Consider the following 17,710-nt stretch of genomic DNA (forward strand, 5'->3'; position numbering starts at 1 on the left):
TCAGGCTCCCTTCGCAGCAGCAGCGCCACCCAGCGAGGGTGCGCGGTCGAGGATCGGACCGCCCCAGCGGTCGACGAGGGCCGCCTCGAGGGCGGCGCCCACCGAGTAGAGGCGCTCGTCCTTGGTCGCGGGCGCGAGGATCTGGATGCCGGCCGGCAGCCCGTCCTCGTCGGCGAGACCGGACGGGATCGACATGCCGGGCACGCCCGCGAGGTTGGCCGGGATCGTGGCGATGTCGTTGAGGTACATGGCCATCGGGTCCTCGAGCTTGTCGCCGAGCCTGAAGGCCGTTGTCGGCGCCGTCGGGCTGACGAGCACGTCGACCTTGCTGTATGCCGCGTCGAAGTCCTGGGCGATGAGCGCGCGGACCTTCTGGGCCGAGCCGTAGTACGCGTCGTAGTAGCCCGAGCTCAGGGCGTAGGTGCCGAGGATGATGCGGCGCTTGACCTCGTCGCCGAAGCCGGCGTCGCGCGTGGCCGCCATGACCTGCTCGGCGCTCGGGGCGTCGACGCCCTCGGGCAGCACCCGCAGGCCGTAGCGCATGGCGTCGAACTTGGCGAGGTTGCTCGAGGCCTCGCTCGGGAGGATGAGGTAGTAGGCCGCCAGGGCGTACTCGAAGTTCGGGCAGCTGACCTCGACGACCTCGGCGCCGAGCTCCTCGAGCAGCGCGACGGACTCGTCGAAGCGGGCGCGGACGCCGGGCTGGTAGCCCTCGCCGCCGAGCTCCTTGACGACGCCGATCTTCATGCCGCGCACGTCGGCAGCGCGGGCCGCCTCGACGACCGGCGGGACCGGCGCGTCGATCGACGTCGAGTCCATCGGGTCGTGGCCGCCCATGACGGCGTGCAGCAGGGCGGTGTCGAGCACCGTGCGACCGCAGGGCCCGGCCTGGTCGAGCGAGCTGGCGAGCGCCACGAGGCCGTAGCGCGAGACGCCGCCGTAGGTCGGCTTGGTGCCGACGGTGGCCGTGACGGCGGCCGGCTGGCGGATCGAGCCACCGGTGTCGGTGCCGGTCGCGAGCGGCGCCTGGAACGAGGCGAGCACCGAGCTCGAGCCACCGCCCGAGCCGCCGGGGATCCGGTCGAGGTCCCACGGGTTGTGCGACGGACCGTAGGCCGAGTGCTCCGTCGAGGAGCCCATCGCGAACTCGTCCATGTTCGTCTTGCCGAGGATCGGCAGGCCGGACTCGCGCAGCTTCGTGACGACGGTCGCGTCGTACGGCGGAATCCAGCCCTCGAGGATGCGGCTGCCGCACGTCGTGGGCACGCCCTTGGTCGTCATGACGTCCTTGACGGCGATCGGCACGCCGGCGAGCGCACCGAGGCTCTCGCCCGCCCGGCGCCGCTCGTCGACCGCGCGCGCCTGCGCGAGGGCGCCGTCGGTGTCGACGTGCAGGTAGGAGTGCACCTGACCGTCGACGGCGGCGATCCGGTCGAGGTGCGCCTGGGTCACCTCCACGGAGCTGATGGTCTTGCGCGCGAGGGCGTCGGCCAGGTCGGCGGCAGTCGCCCTCGTCAGGTCGGTTGGCAGGTCGGTCACGTCGGTGCCTTCGGTTCGTAGCTGCGACAAGCGGTTTCGTGGGTGCCCGTCACGGGCGGGGCGTATGCCGGGTGCTCGGCGACACGGCATACGCGAGCAGGTCGGTGGCTTGAGGGGCTCAGTCCTCGTCGAGGATGCGCGGCACCGAGAAGCGCTGCTGCTCGGCCTCGGGCGCGCCGGCGAGCACGGCCTCGGCGCCGAGGCTCGGGCGGACCACGTCGGGGCGGGTCACGTTGGTCAGCGGCATCGGGTGCGACATCGGGGCCACGCCCTCGGTGGGAGCCTGCTGGACCTTGGCCACGGACTCGAGGATGACGCCGAGCTCACCCACCATGCGGTCGAGCTCGGCGTTCGAGAGCTCGATGCGGGCGAGGCCGGCCAGGTGGGCTACGTCGTCGCGGGACAGGGATGACATGCGCGCCAGTCTATGGGGCGCCCCAGCGCGCCCGGACCACGCATCCGGCGTCGGCTCGACCGGTCCGCGACGAGGCGGGCGTGTCCTCCGGCGGGCTGGCTCGTTGACCACACCGGATCCACGAACTGCCGCAAGGAGAACCCTCGATGACGAGCCCGGCCACCCCGACGACCGACACCCACGCACCCGAGCCCGCACCCGCCACACCGTCCGCCACCCCGGCCACACCGTCCGCATCGGCCGCCACGACGCCGGAGGTCGGGACGCCCACCCCGGCTCCAGCTCCCGAGCCCTCGGCCCGCGCGTCCGCCAGGGCCGAGTCGGGCGCAGCGGCACGTCGCTCCCCCGACGTCCGCGCCGGCGCACGCCGGGCCGCGAGCCTGACCGGGGCCGGGATCAAGCGGCTGCGCACCCTGCTCGGCGAGATCGTGTGGTTCGCCTGCCTGCTCGCGGCGACGGCCCTGCTGCTCGGCGCCGTCCTCGTCGTGCTCGAGGCCAACACGCGCAACGCCCTCGTCGAGGCGGTGCTCAAGGCGGCCGACTGGGCCGACCTGGGGGTCTTCAGCCGCACCGCGGGCGTCAAGCAGTTCACCGGCGACGGCGCGACGGTCAAGAACGCCATCACCAACTGGGGCCTCGGCGCCGTCGCCTGGCTCGTAGTGGGACGCGTCGCCCGCCGTATCCTGACGCCCCGCTCCTGACCCCTCCCCCCACCCCTCCCCGACCCCGGTTTGAGGTAGACGCGCCGCCGCGAACACCGGGCGCATACCTCGAACCGGAGGTGCAGGGGCACTCAGTCGCGAGACCTCTGGCGCCGCTCGAGGACGTAGCGGCGCAGGACGTTGCGCCCCGTGCCCCAGATGCCGTGCCGGAAGAGCAGCACGATGACGACGAAGATCGTGCCGGTGATCAGGCCGATGCCCTCGAAGCCGGAACTGGCGAGGAAGTCCTCGAGCGTCACGACGACACCGGCGCCGACGAGACCGCCCCAGAGGGTGCCGATGCCGCCGAGCACCGTGACGAGCACGACCTTGCCCGAGGTCGTCCACATCAGCTCCTGCAGCGAGGCGAACTGGTGGCTGACCGCGAAGACGCCGCCGGCCAGGCCCGCGAGCCCCGCGGAGATGACGAAGACCGTGATCTTGTAGCGCTCGACGTCGTAGCCGAGCGCACGGGCGCGGGCCGGGTTGTCGCGCACGGCCGTCAGCACCCGGCCGAAGGGCGAGTTGACGACGCGCCAGGCGAGCAGGATGCCGATGAGGATGAGCACCGCGCCGACGTAGTAGAAGTAGAACGGGTCGGTCTCGACGAGCTCGATCCCGAAGAAGTTGCGCGGGATGCCCTGCAGGCCGTTCTCGCCGCCGGTGAGGTCACGCGCCTGGTTGGCGATGAAGTAGAGCATCTGCGCGAAGGCGAGGGTCACCATCGCGAAGTAGATGCCGGTGCGCCGCACCGAGAGGTAGCCGATCGGCCACGCGATGAGCATCGAGAAGACGGCCCCGCCGAGGACGGCCACCGGGAACGGCACGCCCCAGTGGGTGGCGATGAGCCCGGTGCAGTAGGCGGACCCGCCCCAGAAGGCCGCGTGCCCGAAGCTGAGCAGCCCGGTGAAGCCGAGGAGCAGGTCGACGCTGATCGCGAAGAGCCCCCAGCACAGGATGTCCATCGCGACCGGCGGGTAGATCCAGTACGGCAGCATCACGACGACCGCGAGGCCGGCAAGGAGCATGACGTAGCGCAGCGGGTTGCGGCGCGAGAGGATCGAGGGCTGGGCCAGGTCGACGTCGACCTTGGCGGTCATCTGCTCGCTCATGCGACCTCCTCCCGTCCGAAGAGCCCCGAGGGCCGGACGAGAACGACGAGCGCCATCAGCACGAAGATGACGATCTGGGCGTACGTGGGGGCGTAGGCGATGCCGTAGGCCTCGACGAGTCCGACGAGGAAGCCCGCGACCACCGCCCCGAGGATGGATCCGAGGCCGCCGATGACGACGACCGCGAAGAGGATGATGATGAAGTTGCTGCCCATCTCGGCCGTGATGGCGCGCGTCGGGGCGGCGAGCACCCCGGCCAGGCCCGCGAGGGCGATGCCGAAGCCGAAGACCGGCGTCACCCAGCGGCCGACGTTGATGCCGAGGGCGCGGGTGCGCTCGGGCGCCTCGGTCGAGGCGCGCACGATCATGCCGATCCGCGTCTTCGTCAGCAGCAGCCCGACGGCGACGCAGACGACGACGGAGAAGAGGCACGCGAAGATCGCGTACGTCGAGAGGTTGACGCTGCCGATGCTCACCTGGCCGGTCAGGCCCGCCGGCACCTCGTAGGGCAGGCCGGAGACGCCGTAGCGCTGCTTGACCGCCTCGACGAGGATCAGCGTCAGCCCGAAGGTCAGCAGGAAGTTGTAGAGCGGGTCGAGCGCGAGGAGCCAGCGCACGAGCAGCCGCTCCATGAGCACGCCGAACCCGAACATGAGGATCGGCACGACGACGAGCGCGACCCAGAAGCCGACGTGCAGCTCACCGAGCAGCACCGCGGAGATGACGGCGCCGAGCATGTAGCAGGCGCCGTGGGAGAAGTTGACGACCCCGAGGACTCCGAAGATCACGGCGAGGCCCAGGGCGGACAGCGCGTAGAAGCCGCCGGCGGCGAGCCCCTGGAGGGTGTACTGGATGAATTCGCTCATGTCTCTCGCTCGTTCGCGGTCGATCGGGAAAACCTCGGCGTATGCCGTCCGGCGCGTCCTCGTGGGACGCCACCGAACGGCATACGCCACCGGTGGGTGTCAGCTCATCGAGCAGGCGGGGTTGGCCTCGCCATAGGCCTCGGCGGCCGGGATCGTCTTCTCGATGTCCTCGTAGTCCCACTCCTCCGGGGCGGAGGACTTGACCTTGGCGAGGTAGACGTCGTGGATGACGGCGTGGTCGGCCTTGCGGATCTCGCCGTTGCGCAGGAAGACGTCGTTGATCTTCTTGCCCTCGAGCTTGCCGACGATGGTGTCGGCGTCGTCGGTGCCGGCCTCCTGGACGGCCTCGAGGTAGTTCATCGCGGCCGAGTAGTTGGCGGCGTGGGCGAAGGACGGACGGGTGTTCGTCTTCTCCTTGAAGCGGTCGGCCCACTTCTTGTTCTGGGCGTCGAAGTTCCAGTACCAGGCGTCGGTGAACTGGGTGCCGGCGAACTGGTCGACGCCGAGCGAGTGGATGTCGGTGATGAACATCAGGCCGACGGCGAGCTGGACCTTGCCCTTGAGCGAGCTCTGGTTGAACTGCTTGACGAAGTTGATGAGGTCGCCACCGGCGTGCATCGAGCCGACGACCTTGGGGCTGCCCTCGCCGGCCTTGGTGATGAACGTGGCGAAGTTGTCGCTCGGGAACGGCGAGGCGATCGACTGCCCGACGCTGCCGCCGTTCTTGGTCACCTCGGCGCTGAACGACTTGTTCATGTCCTGGCCGAAGGCGTAGTCGGGGTAGACGATGTTCCAGCTCGTCCCGCCCTCCTTGGTGATGGTGCCGGCGGTGCCGCGCGCGAGGACGGCGGTGTTGTAGGCCCAGTGGAAGGTGTACTTGTTGCAGCTCGCACCGGTCAGGGCCGTCGTGCCCGCGCCGATGTTGATGTAGAGCTTCTTCTTGTTCTTGGCCTGCGTGGCGACGGCGAGGGCCGCGGCCGAGTTGGGCACGTCGAGGATGATGTCGGCCTTCTGCCGGTCGTACATCTCCTGCGCCTTGGAGTTGGCGATGTCGGCCTTGTTCTGGTGATCGGCCGTGACGATCTCGATGTCCTTGGCCACGGCCTTGTCGCCGTACTTCGCCTTGTAGTCGTCGATCGCCATCTGGATCGCGACCTTGGAGTTGGGGCCGGACAGGTCCTTGTAGACACCGGACTGGTCGTTGAGCAGGCCGATGACGACCTTGTCGTCGGTGAGCTTGCTCGAGCCGCCGGACTGCGGGCCGCCGGCCCCTCCGCACGCGGCGAGCGCGAGCGACGCGGTCGCCGCGATGGCGACGGTGCCCTGGACTGTCCTGCTACGCATGTCTGCTCCTGGTTTGTGACGGGTTGTGACGAGAGTTGTGACGAGGGTTGTGACGAGGTGGGACGGGTGTGTGACGGGTGACGCTGGTGGTGCGGTGAGGTGAGGTGGGTGCTGTCGTATGCCGTGTGCCTCGCGGGGCGTGGCGCCTGGTCGGCGCCGTGGTGCGGTCGTGATGCGTGGCGCGAGCTGGTGTGGACGCCGACGCGGGCGGGCTACATCCCGAGGTAGGTGAGCAGCTCGCCCTCACGGGCGCGGAACTCCTCGTTGCCGAGGTGCTCGACGACCTTCCCCTGCGCGAGCAGGTAGTGCCGGTCGGCCACGGTCGAGGCGAACTTGACGTTCTGCTCGACGAGCAGAACGCCGACTCCCTGGCCCTTGATCTCGCGGACGATCTCGCCGATGCGCTGGACGATGACGGGGGCCAGGCCCTCGCTGGGCTCGTCTAGCAGCAGCAGGCGCGAGCCCATCCGCAGGACCCGGGCCATGGCGAGCATCTGCTGCTCGCCGCCGGAGAGCTTCGTGCCCGGGAAGTCCCGGCGTTCGTGCAGCACCGGGAAGAACTCGTAGACCTTCTCGAGCGACCACGCGTCCGGGTGAACGACGGGCGGCAGCAGGAGGTTCTCGGCGACCGTGAGGCTCGAGTAGATGCCGCGGTCGTCGGGCACCCAGCCGATGCCGGCGCGGGCGCGGGCGTCGGCCGACCGCTTGGCGAGGTCGCTGCCGTCGAGGGTGATCGTGCCCTCGGTCTGCCGGTGCAGGCCCATGACCGAGCGGAGCAGGGTCGTCTTGCCGGCGCCGTTGCGGCCGACGAGCGTGACGACCTCGCCGGGGGCGACGTCGATGCTGACGTCGGTCAGCACGCGGGCCTCGCCGTACCAGGCGGAGAGCCCTGCCACCTCGAGCATCCGCGGCCCCGCGGTCGTCCCTGCCGGCGCGGTCGCCGTGCCGGTCGTCGTGCCGGTCGTCGTGCCGGCGGTGGTGCCGGTCGTGCCGGCGTTGTCGTCACTCATGGGCTGCTCCGAGATAGGCCGTGATGACGCGCTCGTCGGCGCGCACCTGCTCGTACGGGCCCTCGGCGAGCACCTGTCCCGACTGGAGCACCGTGACGGTGTCGGCGAGCGAGCCGACGACGTGCATGTTGTGGTCGACGAAGACGACGGTGCGCCCGGCCGCGAGCCGCTTGACGAGGGCGATGGTCCGGTCGATGTCCTCGATGCCCATGCCGGCGGTCGGCTCGTCGAGCAGGAGCAGCTTGGGGTCGAGGGCCATGGCGATGGCGAGCTCGAGCGCACGCTTCTGGCCGTACGCGAGCGACGAGGCGGGTGCGCCCGCGCGGTCGGCGAGGCCGACCTGCTCGAGCAGCTCCATGGCGCGGTCCTTGAAGGTCGCCATGCGACTGACCGAGCGCCACCACTGCTTGCCCATCCCCGTGGGGCTGGCGAGGGCGAGCTCGAGGTGCTCGCGCAGGGTCATCGCCTCGAAGAGGCTCGTGATCTGGAAGGAGCGCGCGATGCCGAGCGGCGCGATCTGCTCCGGCGCCTTGCCGGTGATGTCCTGACCGTCGAAGACGACGGCGCCGGACGTCGGCGAGAGGAAGCCGGTGAGCAGGTTGAAGAGCGTGGTCTTGCCCGCTCCGTTGGGTCCGACGAGGGCGTGGACGGTGCCGCGGGCGACCGTCAGGTCGACCTCCGAGACGGCGCGGAAACCGCGGAACTCCTTGGTCAGGGCCCTGGTCTCGAGCAACGGGGTACCCGTCAAGACCTGCACCTCCTCGTGCGTCGCGCTCCGGTGAGCGGTGTGTCGGGGCGTGCTGCCCAGGTGGGCGAGGCACCGACCGCGGGTAGCTGCTGGAACTGCTGCAAACTTCGGCAAAGCCTAGGAGGGCGCCACGACGAAAGGACGGTGGGGACCCACACACCTGAGTCGCATCTGTGGGGCGGGCACACATGAGAGCGCGCTCCGGCCGTCGCGGACGACAGGTCCGTGGACGCGACCGTCCAGCCCCGCCGGACGAACGGGAGGATCAGTCGGGCGAGCCGGTCTCGAGGAGGCGCCGGAAGCCGGCCTCGTCGAGGATCGTCAGGCCGAGCTCCTCGGCCTTGGCCGCCTTGGAGCCGGCGTTGGCGCCGATGACGACGTAGTCGGTCTTCTTCGAGACCGACCCGGACGCCTTGCCACCCCGGCTGATGATGGCCTCCTTCGTCTCGTCGCGGGAGAAGCCCTCGAGGGACCCGGTGACGACGACGGTCTTGCCCTCGAGCGTGCGCTCGACGGACTCGTCCACCTCGTCGGCCATCCGGACGCCGGCATCGGCCCACTTGCGGACGATCTCCTGGTGCCAGTCGACCGCGAACCACGCGGTGACGGCCTCGGCGATGACGCCGCCGACGCCCTCGGCCTGCGCGAGCTCCTCGGTCGAGGCCTCCCGGATCGCGTCCATGGAGCCGAAATGCGTCGCGAGCGCCCGCGCGGCGGTCGGGCCCACGTGACGGATGGACAGCGCGACGACGACCCGCCACAGCGGCTGGCTCTTGGCCTTCTCGAGCTCGGCGAGGAGCGTCTCACCGCCGGCCGAGAGGATGCGACCGTCGACGACGGCGTCGGCGGGGTCGATCTTCTTCGCCGCCCGCGTGTAGAGCGGGACGTGTGAGAGCTTCTCGCGGGTGATGCCGTAGTCCCCGGCGTGCGGGCTGCCCTCGGGCGGTGCGAAGAGGTCGCCCTCGTCGGTGATGATCCCGGACTCGAGCAGCGCGATGGAGCCCTCCCAGCCGAGCGCCTCGATGTCGAGGCCGCCGCGGGAGGCGAGGGCGAAGACGCGCTCGCGCAGCTGGCTCGGGCACGAGCGGGTGTTGGGGCAGCGGATGTCCTTGTCGCCCTCCTTCTCCGGGGCGAGCGGCGTGCCGCAGGCGGGGCACTCGGTCGGCATGACGAAGGCGCGCTCGGTGCCGTCGCGCAGGTCGACGACCGGCCCGACGATCTCGGGGATGACGTCGCCGGCCTTGCGCAGCACCACGGTGTCGCCGATGAGGACGCCCTTGCGCTCCACCTCGTAGGCGTTGTGCAGCGTCGCGTTCTCGACGGTCGACCCGGCCACGGCGACCGGCTCCATCACGCCGTACGGGGTGACCCGGCCGGTGCGGCCCACGTTGACGCGGATGTCGAGGAGCTTGGTGTTGACCTCCTCGGGCGGGTACTTGAACGCGATGGCCCACCGCGGCGCCCGGGAGGTCGCACCGAGCTGGCGCTGCAGCGTGACCTCGTCGACCTTCACCACGATGCCGTCGATCTCGTGCGCGCGGTCGTGCCGGTGCTCGCCGTGGTAGGTCACGAACTGCTCGACGGCGGCGATGTCGTCGAGCACGCGCACCTCGTCGGAGGTCGGCAGTCCCCAGGCGCGCAGGACGGCATACGCCTCGCTCTGTCGATCGACGTCGAAGCCGCGGCGGGCGCCGATGCCGTGGACGAGCATGCGCAGCGGCCGGCTCGCCGTGACCTTCGGGTCCTTCTGGCGCAACGAGCCCGCGGCCGCGTTGCGCGGGTTGGCGAAGGGCGCCTTGCCCGCCTCGACGAGGCTCGCGTTGAGGTCGGCGAAGGCAGCGGTCGGGAAGAAGACCTCACCGCGGACCTCGACGAGGTCGGGGACGTCGTCGCCCGCCAGCCGCTCGGGGACGCCCTCGATCGTGCGGACGTTGTGGGTGACGTCCTCACCGGTGCGCCCGTCGCCGCGGGTCAGGGCGCGCACGAGGCGGCCGTTCTCGTAGAGCAGGTTGATGGCCAGCCCGTCGATCTTGAGCTCGGTGAGGAAGTGCGCCCCGGTGCCGACCTCGCGCTCGACGCGCTCGGCCCAGGTCTGCAGCTCCTCGAAGGAGAAGGCGTTGTCGAGGCTCAGCATCCGCTCGAGGTGGTCGACGGTGGCGAAGCCGGTCGCGAACGAGGCGCCCCCGACGTTCTGCGTCGGGCTCTCGGGCGTGCGCAGCGAGGGGTGCTCGTCCTCGATCGCGGTGAGGCGGCGCATGATCGCGTCGTACTCGCCGTCGCTGATCGTCGGCGCGTCCTTGACGTGGTAGGCGAACTGGGCCGTCGCGGCCTGCTCGGCGAGGTCGGCCCACTCCTGGTGGATCTCGGTCGGGACGTCGTCGGTGACGGGCGCGGGGACGGGGCTCTCACTCACGCGCTCATCCTGCCAGCCGGCTGTGACGGTGCCCGGTCGATGACACACGTCACGTGGCGTCGGACGCACCGGGTCTGTTCACCGGGCGACCCAGCGGTAACAATGGGCCCGAGTCCGAGCGCCGCCCCCTGCGAAGGAGCAGAGATGACCAACCTCGCCGCCAACCTCGCCGCCACCGCGGCCCGCGTCCCCGACAAGGTCGGCATCAAGCTCGACCAGGTCGAGCTGTCGTGGTCGGCGCTGCACCGGGCGGCGGCGACGGTGGCCGGACAGCTGCGCGCAGCGGGCCTCGAGCCCGGTGACCGGGTCTCGCTCATCCTGCCCAACGTGCCCGCCTACCCCGTCGCGTTCTACGGCACCCTGCTCGCCGGCGGCGTCGTGGTCCCCATGAACCCGCTGCTGAAGTCGGGCGAGATCCAGTACTTCTACGAGGACAGCGGCGCCCGCTTCAGCTTCGTGTGGCCCGACTTCGCCGACGAGGCGGGCAAGGCCGCCGCCGAGACCGGCACCCGCCTCATCGTGTGCGGGCCGATGGGCCCGGCCGACGGCCAGTTCGACGCCTCGGAGTCGGCAGCCGAGCCCGTCCTCGAGCCGGTCGAGCGCGCAGACGACGACACCGCCGTCATCCTCTACACGAGCGGCACCACCGGCAAGCCCAAGGGCGCCGAGCTGACGCACTTCAACCTGCACCGCAACGCCGAGCGGTCGGCCGCCGACATCATGGAGATCACCGAGGACGACGTGATCATGGGGTGCCTGCCCCTCTTCCACGTCTTCGGCCTCACGTGCGGCCTCAACACCTCGGTCCAGCGCGGCGCCACCCTGAGCCTCATCCCCCGCTTCGACCCCGCCAAGGCCATCGAGGTCCTCGGGCGCGACCACGTGACGATCTTCCAGGGCGTGCCGACGATGTATGCCGCGATCCTCAACCACCCGAACGCCGACCAGGCCGACACGCACACCCTGCGCACCTGCGCCTCCGGAGGTTCGGCCATGCCCGAGGCCGTCATGAAGGCGTTCGAGGAGAAGTTCCGCTGCCAGATCCTCGAGGGCTACGGCCTCTCGGAGACCTCCCCCGTCGCGTCGTTCAACATGCCCGACAAGCCGACCAAGCCCGGCACCATCGGACGGGCGATCCCCGGCTGCGAGATGAAGCTCGTCGACCTCGAGGGCAAGGACACCCCGCCCGGGGAGATCGGCGAGATCGCGATCCGCGGCGAGAACATCATGAAGGGCTACTGGAACCGTCCCGAGGCGACGAAGGAGGCCATCCCCGACGGGTGGTTCCGCTCCGGCGACCTCGCGACCGTCGACGACGAGGGCTACTTCACGATCGTGGACCGCAAGAAGGACATGATCATCCGGGGTGGCATGAACGTCTACCCGCGCGAGGTCGAGGAGGTGCTCTACACCCACCCCGACGTGCTCGAGGCCGCGGTCGTGGGCGTGCCGGACGATCTCATGGGTGAGGAGGTCGGTGCCGCCGTCGTGCTGCGACCCGGGTCGTCCGCGACCCTCGAGGACGTCCAGAACTACGTCAAGGAGCGCCTCGCCGCCTACAAGTACCCCCGCCGGATCTGGAGCCTCGACGAGCTGCCCAAGGGCCCCACGGGCAAGATCCTGCGCCGCGAGGTGCGTCCGCAGAACGCCTCCTGAGGAGCCCGCACGGCTCACCGGGACCGTGCGGGCAGGGTGCGACACGCGTAGCGGTTGGACTCGCCGTACGTTTTGGAGTATTGGCGCGTATCGGTGACACTGGAGCAGGGTCACTATCGACGTGTCGCACCCCGTCCCGCCCTGGGGCGCCCGGCGTCACGTCTGCGAAGGGTATTCACGCGTGAAGTTGAGCATCCGTTCCGCCGCAGTCTCGGGGATGGCCGTCCTGGCCATGCTGGGCGCCACGGCCTGCAACGCGACCGCCACGGCTGACAACGGCAAGCCGGCGAGCTCGTCTGCCGGCGCGTCGGACGGCTCGTCCGAGTCGCCCAGTCCCACGCCGACCACCGACCCGGTCGTGTTCACGACCACGCCCGCCGCCGGGGCCGAGGACGTCGCCGTCGACACGCGCGTCACGGCCTCCGCCCAGAAGGGCACCCTGACCAAGGCCTCGCTGTCCTACAAGAGCAAGAAGGGCAACCGCATCCCGGTCGACGGCACGCTCGAGGGAGGCACGTGGACGGCGGGCGACCTGCTCGAGCCGGGCGTGAAGTACACCCTGGACATGGAGGCCAAGGACGCCGACGGCAAGGTCACCGAGACCTCCAAGACGTTCCGGACCGCCAACCTCACCCTCGACGACCAGGTCTACGTCGCCGTGTCACCGCGTGACGGCGGCACCGTCGGCATCGGCATGCCGGTCGTCGTGCGCTTCGACCTGCCGGTCGTCGACAAGGCCAGCTTCGAGAAGCACATGAAGGTGACGGCGAGCCCGGCGCAGGAGGGCAGCTGGTACTGGCTCAGCTCCCGCGAGGCCCACTGGCGCCCCAAGACGTACTGGAAGGCCGGCAGCAAGGTGCACGTCGAGGCCAACCTCAACGGCGTGCCCGCGGGTGGCGGTCGCTTCGGCGAGATGTCACGCACCTCGGACTTCACGATCGGTCGCTCGGTCATCGCCAAGGTCAACCTCAAGACGGACCAGATGGACGTCATGATCGACGGCAAGCTGGCCAAGCGGATCCCGGTCACCGGCGGCCGGGACGGGTTCATCACCCGCTCGGGCGTCAAGGTCATCATGGACAAGCAGACCAACATCACGATGCGCGCCGAGACGATCGGCCTCAAGAAGGGTGACACGGGCTACTACTCCGACACCCCGGTCAAGTACGCCATGCGAGTCACCAACTCCGGCGAGTTCCTCCACACCGCACCGTGGTCCGTCGCCGACCAGGGCCATCGCAACGTCAGCCACGGCTGCACCGGCATGAGCGACGCCAACGGCAAGTGGCTCTACGGCCAGATGCAGATCGGCGACGTCGTCGAGACCACCGGCACCAACCGGCCCATGACGATGGGCAACGGCTACGCCGACTGGAACCTCAGCTGGGCCAAGTGGACGGCAGGCTCCGCGCTCTGAGTTCCCCCAGCGCCTGAAGAGGCCGGTCACCCCTGCGGGTGGCCGGCCTCTCGCGTTCCCCGGCCCCAGACCGGCACGACGTCCTCTCAGCCGACGCTGCGCTCCTCGAGCTCGCGGGCAGTCTCGACGGCGGCGCGCTGGACGGCCCGGGCCACGTCGGGCGAGGCACCCGCGAGCCCGCAGGCCGGTGTGACGACGACGTCGGCCAGCGAGGCGAGCGGCAGCCCCGTCCGGGTCCAGGCGTCGACCACGAGGGCCGCCAGGTCCTGCGGTCGCGTGCGGCTGCCGTCCGTGGGCACCACCCCGGCGTGCAGGCGTATGCCGTCCTCCACGGCCACCGCGACGCCCTCCCACTCGCGGGGGCGCAGCAACGAGACGTCGAGCGAGAGCGCGGTCGGGCCGGTCGCCCGCAGGAGCGCGAGGGGCGGGTTCGCCGCGCAGCAGTGCACGACGGTGTCCCCGTCGTGGGCGTCGAGCACGGTCCTCAGGCCGGCCGCCGCCACCTGGGGGTCCAGGCTCGGCAGCCGGCCGAAGCCCGACGACGTCGGCAGCCGTCCGGCGAGGACGGTGGGCAGGCTCGGCTCGTCGACCTGGAGCACGACCTGCGCGCCTGGGACGAGGCTGCGGACCGCCGCGACGTGCAGCCGGACTCCCTCGGCGAGCGACTCGACTAGGTCACGACGGGCCCCGTCGTCGACGATGACGCGCTCGCCGCGCGAGAGCCACACGTTCGCCGCCAGCGTCCACGGCCCGACGACCTGCAGCTTGAGGGCTCCCGTGTGGCCGTCGAAGGCCTCAGCGAGCTCGTCGAGGTCCTCGCGGAGCAGGGCGGCGGTGCGCGAGGCGTCGCGTCCGGGTCGGTCCACGAGCCGCCACCCGATCGGCTGGAGGTCCACGGGCAGCTCGACGAGCAGGCCCGCGGTGCGCCCCACCATGTCGGCGCCCGGCCCGCGCGCCGGCAGCTCGGGGAGGTAGGGCAGCTGCCCGTCGAGCAGCTCGCGCACCTGCGCCAGCGCGTCACGCACGGAGGTGCCGGGCCAGGAGCCGATGCCGGTAGCGAGAGTCACCGCGCCAGCCTAGGCGCAGCCGGTCCACCGCCTGACACGCCGTCTGACACGCCGCCTGACCGGCTGCTGGCCACGCTGCTGCCCACGATGCGGGTCGGCGGTCGACCCCGCCCGAGACGGCCTGCGGGGAGGGCGCCGCCCTCCCCCGGCGGTAGCGTGGCGCCGGTGCGACGCCACGACTTCTCCGGACCCGACGACCTGCGCGCGATGCAGGCGCTCGCCTCGCGGCTCTGGTCGCCGACGAGCCGCTTCCATCCCGGCCAGCTGGCGTGGAGCCGCTACTACCGGCCCGTCGACCCGGACGCCCTCGACGAGGGCGAGGCGATCGCGCTGTGGACCGACGGCGCCGAGGTGGTCGGCTTCGCTTGGGCCGAAGCCCCGGACTGGCTCGAGCTCCAGGTCGACCCGGCGCGGCCCGACGTGGCCGCAGAGGTCGTGGACTGGTTCGAGGAGGTGAGCGACGCCGAGACGCAGTCGGCTCTCGTCATGGAGGGCGACGTCGCCGAGAACGCCCTCGCCGCAGCGGGATTCGCGCCGCAGCCCGAGGAGCCGTTCTTCACCCACCACTCCCTCGACCTCGTCGACCTGCCCCCGGTGCCGAGCGTCCCCGGCTACCGCTTCCGCCACGTGGAGCAGCACGAGGCTGCGGCGCGCGCCGCCGTGCACGCCGCCTCGTGGTCCGACGTCGGGCCGTCGAGGGTGGACGAGCAGGCCTACGAGCAGGTCATGGGGGCGTGGCCCTACCGCCTCGACCTCGACTGGGTCGCCGTCGACGCGAACGGCGAGATGGTGGCCTCTGCGCTCGTGTGGCTCGACCCCGCCCAGGGCGCCGGGCTGGTCGAGCCGGTCGGGTGCGTGCCCGAGCACCGCGGTCGCGGACTGGCCGGTGCGGTCACGCTGGCCGCGCTGCACCGGCTCGCCGGGCTGGGCGCCGCCGTCGCCCAGGTCAGCCCGCGCGGCGACGACGGCTACCCGGGCCCGCAGCGGCTCTATCGCGCGATGGGGTTCCGGCCGCGCGCCCGCACCGTCACGTGGAGCCGTTCGCTGGACTGAGCCCGTCCCGGACGGCTCAGTCGACGACGGCGCGCTCGAGCCGGGACGCCGCGATCGTCGCGGAGCCGACGACGCGGGTGCCGTCGTAGAGCACGACCGACTGCCCCGGAGCCACACCGCGGATCCGGCTGTCGAGCCGCACCTCGACGTGGTCGCCGTCGGCCCAGGCCGTCGCGGCGTGCTCCTCGCCGTGGGCCCGCACCTGCGCGCCCACGCGCACCACGCCCTCGGGCGCCGGACCGCACCACCGGGCGTGGTCGCCGGTGATGGCGTTGACGCCGAGGAGCTCGGCCGCACCGACGACGACCTGGTTGGTCTCGGGCCGGACCTCGACGACGTAGCGCGGCTCGCCGTCGGCGGCGGGCCGCGAGAGCCCGAGCCCGCGGCGCTGGCCGACCGTGTAGGCGAAGGCCCCCTCGTGGTGGCCGACGACGTCGCCGCTGGTGTCGACGATGTCACCGGGCGCCGCGCCGAGCTGGCGCGTCAGCCAGCCGCGGGTGTCGCCGTCGGGGATGAAGCAGATGTCGTGGCTGTCAGGCTTCTTCGCGATGTAGAAGCCGCGCTCGGCGGCCTCCTCGCGGATCTGCGGCTTCCTCGTGTCGCCGAGCGGGAAGAAGGAGTGGGCCAGCTGGTCCGCGTCGAGCACGCCGAGGACGTAGCTCTGGTCCTTGGCCGAGTCGACCGCGCGGTGCAGCTCGCGCCGCACTCCCCCGTGGCCGTCGTCGGCCTCGACGACCTGGGCGTAGTGCCCGGTGGCGACGGCGTCGAAGCCGAGCGCGAGGGCCTTGTCGAGCAGGGCCGCGAACTTGATCTTCTCGTTGCAGCGCAGGCACGGGTTGGGGGTGCGACCCGCGGCGTACTCGGCCCGGAAGTCGTCGACGACGTCCCGGGTGAAGCGGGCCGCCATGTCCCAGACGTAGAAGGGGATGCCGAGCACGTCGGCCACGCGCCGCGCGTCACCGGCGTCCTCGATGGTGCAGCAGCCCCGGGCGGACTCGCGCAGGGTCGCTGCGCTCTGGCTCAGGGCGAGGTGCACGCCCACGACCTCGTGCCCAGCGTCGAGCATGCGGGCAGCGGCGACCGCCGAGTCGACGCCGCCGCTCATCGCCGCCACGACCCTCACGACGCGGTCGCCTCCCGGGCGCGACGGGCCCGCTCGATGGCCGCGGGGAGCGCCTCGACGAAGGTGTCGACGTCGGCCGCGGTCGAGGTGTGCCCGAGCGTCAGGCGCAGCGCCCCCCGGGCGTCGCTCTCGGCCACGCCCATGGCGAGCAGGACGTGGCTGGGCTGCGGCACGCCGGCCTGGCACGCCGAGCCGGTCGAGCACGACACCCCGGCCGCGTCGAGCAGGTAGAGCAGGGAGTCACCGTCGCAGCCCGGCACGAGCAGGTGCACGTTGCCCGGGAGCCGGCTCGCGCCGTCGCCGCGGTGCCACACCCCGGACGGGCGGATGTCGGGCGAGATCGCCATGGCGCGGTCGATGAGGTCGTCGCGCAGGGCCACGAGGCGCGCGGCCTCGGCCTCCATCGACGCGGTGGCCTCGACGAGGGCGGCGGCGAAACCGACGATGGCCGGGGTGTCGAGCGTGCCGGAGCGGACCTGCCGCTCCTGGCCGCCGCCGTGGGTGAGCGGGACGAGAGCGGCCCCGCGCCGGACGACGAGCGCCCCGACGCCGATGGGGCCGCCGAGCTTGTGGGCCGTGACGGACATGAGGTCGGCGCCGCTCGCGGCGAAGTCGACGGGTAGGTGCCCGGCGGCCTGCACGGCGTCGGTGTGAAGGGGCACCCCGAACTCGTGGGCGACCTCGGCGAGGGCGCGGACGTCCTGCACCGCGCCCACCTCGTTGTTGGCCCACATCACCGACACGAGGGCGACCGATTCGGGGTCGGACTCGATCGCGGCGCGCACCGTCGCGGGCTCGACGACGCCCTCGGGCGTGCACTCGAGCCAGGTGACCTTGGCGCCCTCGTGCGCAACGAGGAAGTCGACGCAGTCGAGCACGGCGTGGTGCTCGGTGGCGCCGACGAGCAGGCGCACGCGTGCGGGGTCGCGGTCGCGCCGGGCCCAGAAGGTGCCCTTGACTGCGAGGTTGTCGGACTCGGTGCCGCCGGAGGTGAAGACGACCTCGGAGGGTCGCGCACCGAGGCAGCGGGCGATCTTCTCGCGCGACTCCTCGACGGCACGGCGGGCCGCGCGGCCCGTGCGGTGCAGCGAGGAGGCGTTGCCCACGACCGCGAGCTGCTCCGTCATCGCCGCGAGGGCGGCGGGGAGCATCGGCGTCGTCGCCGCGTGGTCGAGGTAGGCAGTCACCCATCGATTCTAGGCCGCCACGACGTCTCTCCCGACCGCCGCCGATGGGGCTGCCGGCG

The 17,710-nt window shown here is 71.6% G+C and carries 15 protein-coding genes; 4 read left to right on the forward strand and 11 right to left on the reverse strand.

What is annotated here, in order from left to right:
- Entirely contained in the window at positions 1-1,530 is a 1,530-nt protein-coding gene (gene gatA, locus IEY30_RS07605; RefSeq protein WP_043416373.1) for an Asp-tRNA(Asn)/Glu-tRNA(Gln) amidotransferase subunit GatA, read from the reverse strand.
- Between the two features lie 127 nt (positions 1,531-1,657).
- A complete protein-coding gene (gene gatC, locus IEY30_RS07610) occupies positions 1,658-1,954 on the reverse strand; it encodes an Asp-tRNA(Asn)/Glu-tRNA(Gln) amidotransferase subunit GatC (RefSeq protein ID WP_030195091.1) in 297 nt (98 codons plus the stop codon).
- 146 nt (positions 1,955-2,100) lie between these two features.
- On the opposite strand from gatC, the gene IEY30_RS21850 reads away from it, so the two are divergent.
- On the forward strand, positions 2,101-2,655 hold the full coding sequence (locus IEY30_RS21850; protein ID WP_229674894.1) for an RAD23 family protein: 555 nt from the start codon (positions 2,101-2,103) through the stop codon (positions 2,653-2,655).
- A gap of 92 nt (positions 2,656-2,747) precedes the next feature.
- On the opposite strand, the gene IEY30_RS07620 is transcribed toward IEY30_RS21850, so the two are convergent.
- From IEY30_RS07620 to ligA, 6 genes are all read right to left on the reverse strand, one after another.
- Positions 2,748-3,767: a branched-chain amino acid ABC transporter permease gene (locus tag IEY30_RS07620; RefSeq protein WP_156035138.1), complete on the reverse strand. Its 1,020-nt coding sequence runs from the start codon at positions 3,765-3,767 to the stop codon at positions 2,748-2,750.
- Positions 3,764-4,633: a branched-chain amino acid ABC transporter permease gene (locus IEY30_RS07625; protein ID WP_030195070.1), complete on the reverse strand. Its 870-nt coding sequence runs from the start codon at positions 4,631-4,633 to the stop codon at positions 3,764-3,766. Before IEY30_RS07625 ends, IEY30_RS07620 begins: the two co-directional genes overlap by 4 nt.
- 99 nt (positions 4,634-4,732) lie before the next feature.
- On the reverse strand, positions 4,733-5,977 hold the full coding sequence (locus IEY30_RS07630; RefSeq protein ID WP_030195067.1) for an ABC transporter substrate-binding protein: 1,245 nt from the start codon (positions 5,975-5,977) through the stop codon (positions 4,733-4,735).
- Positions 5,978-6,189: 212 nt separating this feature from the next.
- Complete coding sequence (locus IEY30_RS07635) at positions 6,190-6,987, reverse strand: ABC transporter ATP-binding protein (protein WP_229674895.1); 798 nt, start codon at positions 6,985-6,987, stop codon at positions 6,190-6,192.
- Complete coding sequence (locus tag IEY30_RS07640; RefSeq protein WP_229674896.1) at positions 6,980-7,744, reverse strand: ABC transporter ATP-binding protein; 765 nt, start codon at positions 7,742-7,744, stop codon at positions 6,980-6,982. Before IEY30_RS07640 ends, IEY30_RS07635 begins: the two co-directional genes overlap by 8 nt.
- A gap of 256 nt (positions 7,745-8,000) precedes the next feature.
- On the reverse strand, positions 8,001-10,148 hold the full coding sequence (gene ligA, locus IEY30_RS07645; RefSeq protein ID WP_030195059.1) for an NAD-dependent DNA ligase LigA: 2,148 nt from the start codon (positions 10,146-10,148) through the stop codon (positions 8,001-8,003).
- A 144-nt stretch (positions 10,149-10,292) separates the two neighbouring features.
- Between ligA and IEY30_RS07650 the strand changes: the two genes are divergently transcribed.
- A complete protein-coding gene (locus tag IEY30_RS07650) occupies positions 10,293-11,804 on the forward strand; it encodes a long-chain-fatty-acid--CoA ligase (protein ID WP_030195057.1) in 1,512 nt (503 codons plus the stop codon).
- Positions 11,805-11,985: 181 nt separating this feature from the next.
- Positions 11,986-13,221 (forward strand): L,D-transpeptidase, encoded by a 1,236-nt coding sequence (locus IEY30_RS07655; RefSeq protein WP_229674897.1) that lies wholly within the window; start codon positions 11,986-11,988, stop codon positions 13,219-13,221.
- A gap of 86 nt (positions 13,222-13,307) precedes the next feature.
- On the opposite strand, the gene IEY30_RS07660 is transcribed toward IEY30_RS07655, so the two are convergent.
- On the reverse strand, positions 13,308-14,288 hold the full coding sequence (locus IEY30_RS07660; RefSeq protein ID WP_030195053.1) for a uroporphyrinogen decarboxylase/cobalamine-independent methonine synthase family protein: 981 nt from the start codon (positions 14,286-14,288) through the stop codon (positions 13,308-13,310).
- A gap of 165 nt (positions 14,289-14,453) precedes the next feature.
- Between IEY30_RS07660 and IEY30_RS07665 the strand changes: the two genes are divergently transcribed.
- Complete coding sequence (locus IEY30_RS07665; protein WP_030195052.1) at positions 14,454-15,341, forward strand: GNAT family N-acetyltransferase; 888 nt, start codon at positions 14,454-14,456, stop codon at positions 15,339-15,341.
- A 16-nt stretch (positions 15,342-15,357) separates the two neighbouring features.
- Here IEY30_RS07665 and mnmA read toward each other — a convergent pair whose 3' ends face one another.
- Together mnmA and IEY30_RS07675 are read right to left on the reverse strand one after the other, a co-directional pair.
- Positions 15,358-16,464, reverse strand: coding sequence for a tRNA 2-thiouridine(34) synthase MnmA (gene mnmA / locus IEY30_RS07670; protein WP_030195049.1), 1,107 nt, complete (start codon positions 16,462-16,464; stop codon positions 15,358-15,360).
- On the reverse strand, positions 16,461-17,651 hold the full coding sequence (locus IEY30_RS07675; protein ID WP_030195047.1) for a cysteine desulfurase family protein: 1,191 nt from the start codon (positions 17,649-17,651) through the stop codon (positions 16,461-16,463). The genes mnmA and IEY30_RS07675 overlap by 4 nt, the downstream gene beginning before the upstream one ends.
- Positions 17,652-17,710: the final 59 nt, after the last annotated feature.

The organism is Terrabacter tumescens (genome assembly GCF_014646815.1).
GTDB classification, from domain to species: Bacteria; Actinomycetota; Actinomycetes; order Actinomycetales; family Dermatophilaceae; genus Terrabacter; species Terrabacter tumescens.

Coding starts and splice junctions, on each gene's coding strand:
- gatC (WP_030195091.1), bottom strand. CDS start 1,954: ATGTCATCCCTGTCCCGCGACGACGTAGCCCACCTGGCCGGCCTCGCC.
- IEY30_RS21850 (WP_229674894.1), top strand. CDS start 2,101: ATGACGAGCCCGGCCACCCCGACGACCGACACCCACGCACCCGAGCCC.
- IEY30_RS07650 (WP_030195057.1), top strand. CDS start 10,293: ATGACCAACCTCGCCGCCAACCTCGCCGCCACCGCGGCCCGCGTCCCC.
- IEY30_RS07625 (WP_030195070.1), bottom strand. CDS start 4,633: ATGAGCGAATTCATCCAGTACACCCTCCAGGGGCTCGCCGCCGGCGGC.
- IEY30_RS07620 (WP_156035138.1), bottom strand. CDS start 3,767: ATGAGCGAGCAGATGACCGCCAAGGTCGACGTCGACCTGGCCCAGCCC.
- IEY30_RS07635 (WP_229674895.1), bottom strand. CDS start 6,987: ATGAGTGACGACAACGCCGGCACGACCGGCACCACCGCCGGCACGACG.
- IEY30_RS07630 (WP_030195067.1), bottom strand. CDS start 5,977: ATGCGTAGCAGGACAGTCCAGGGCACCGTCGCCATCGCGGCGACCGCG.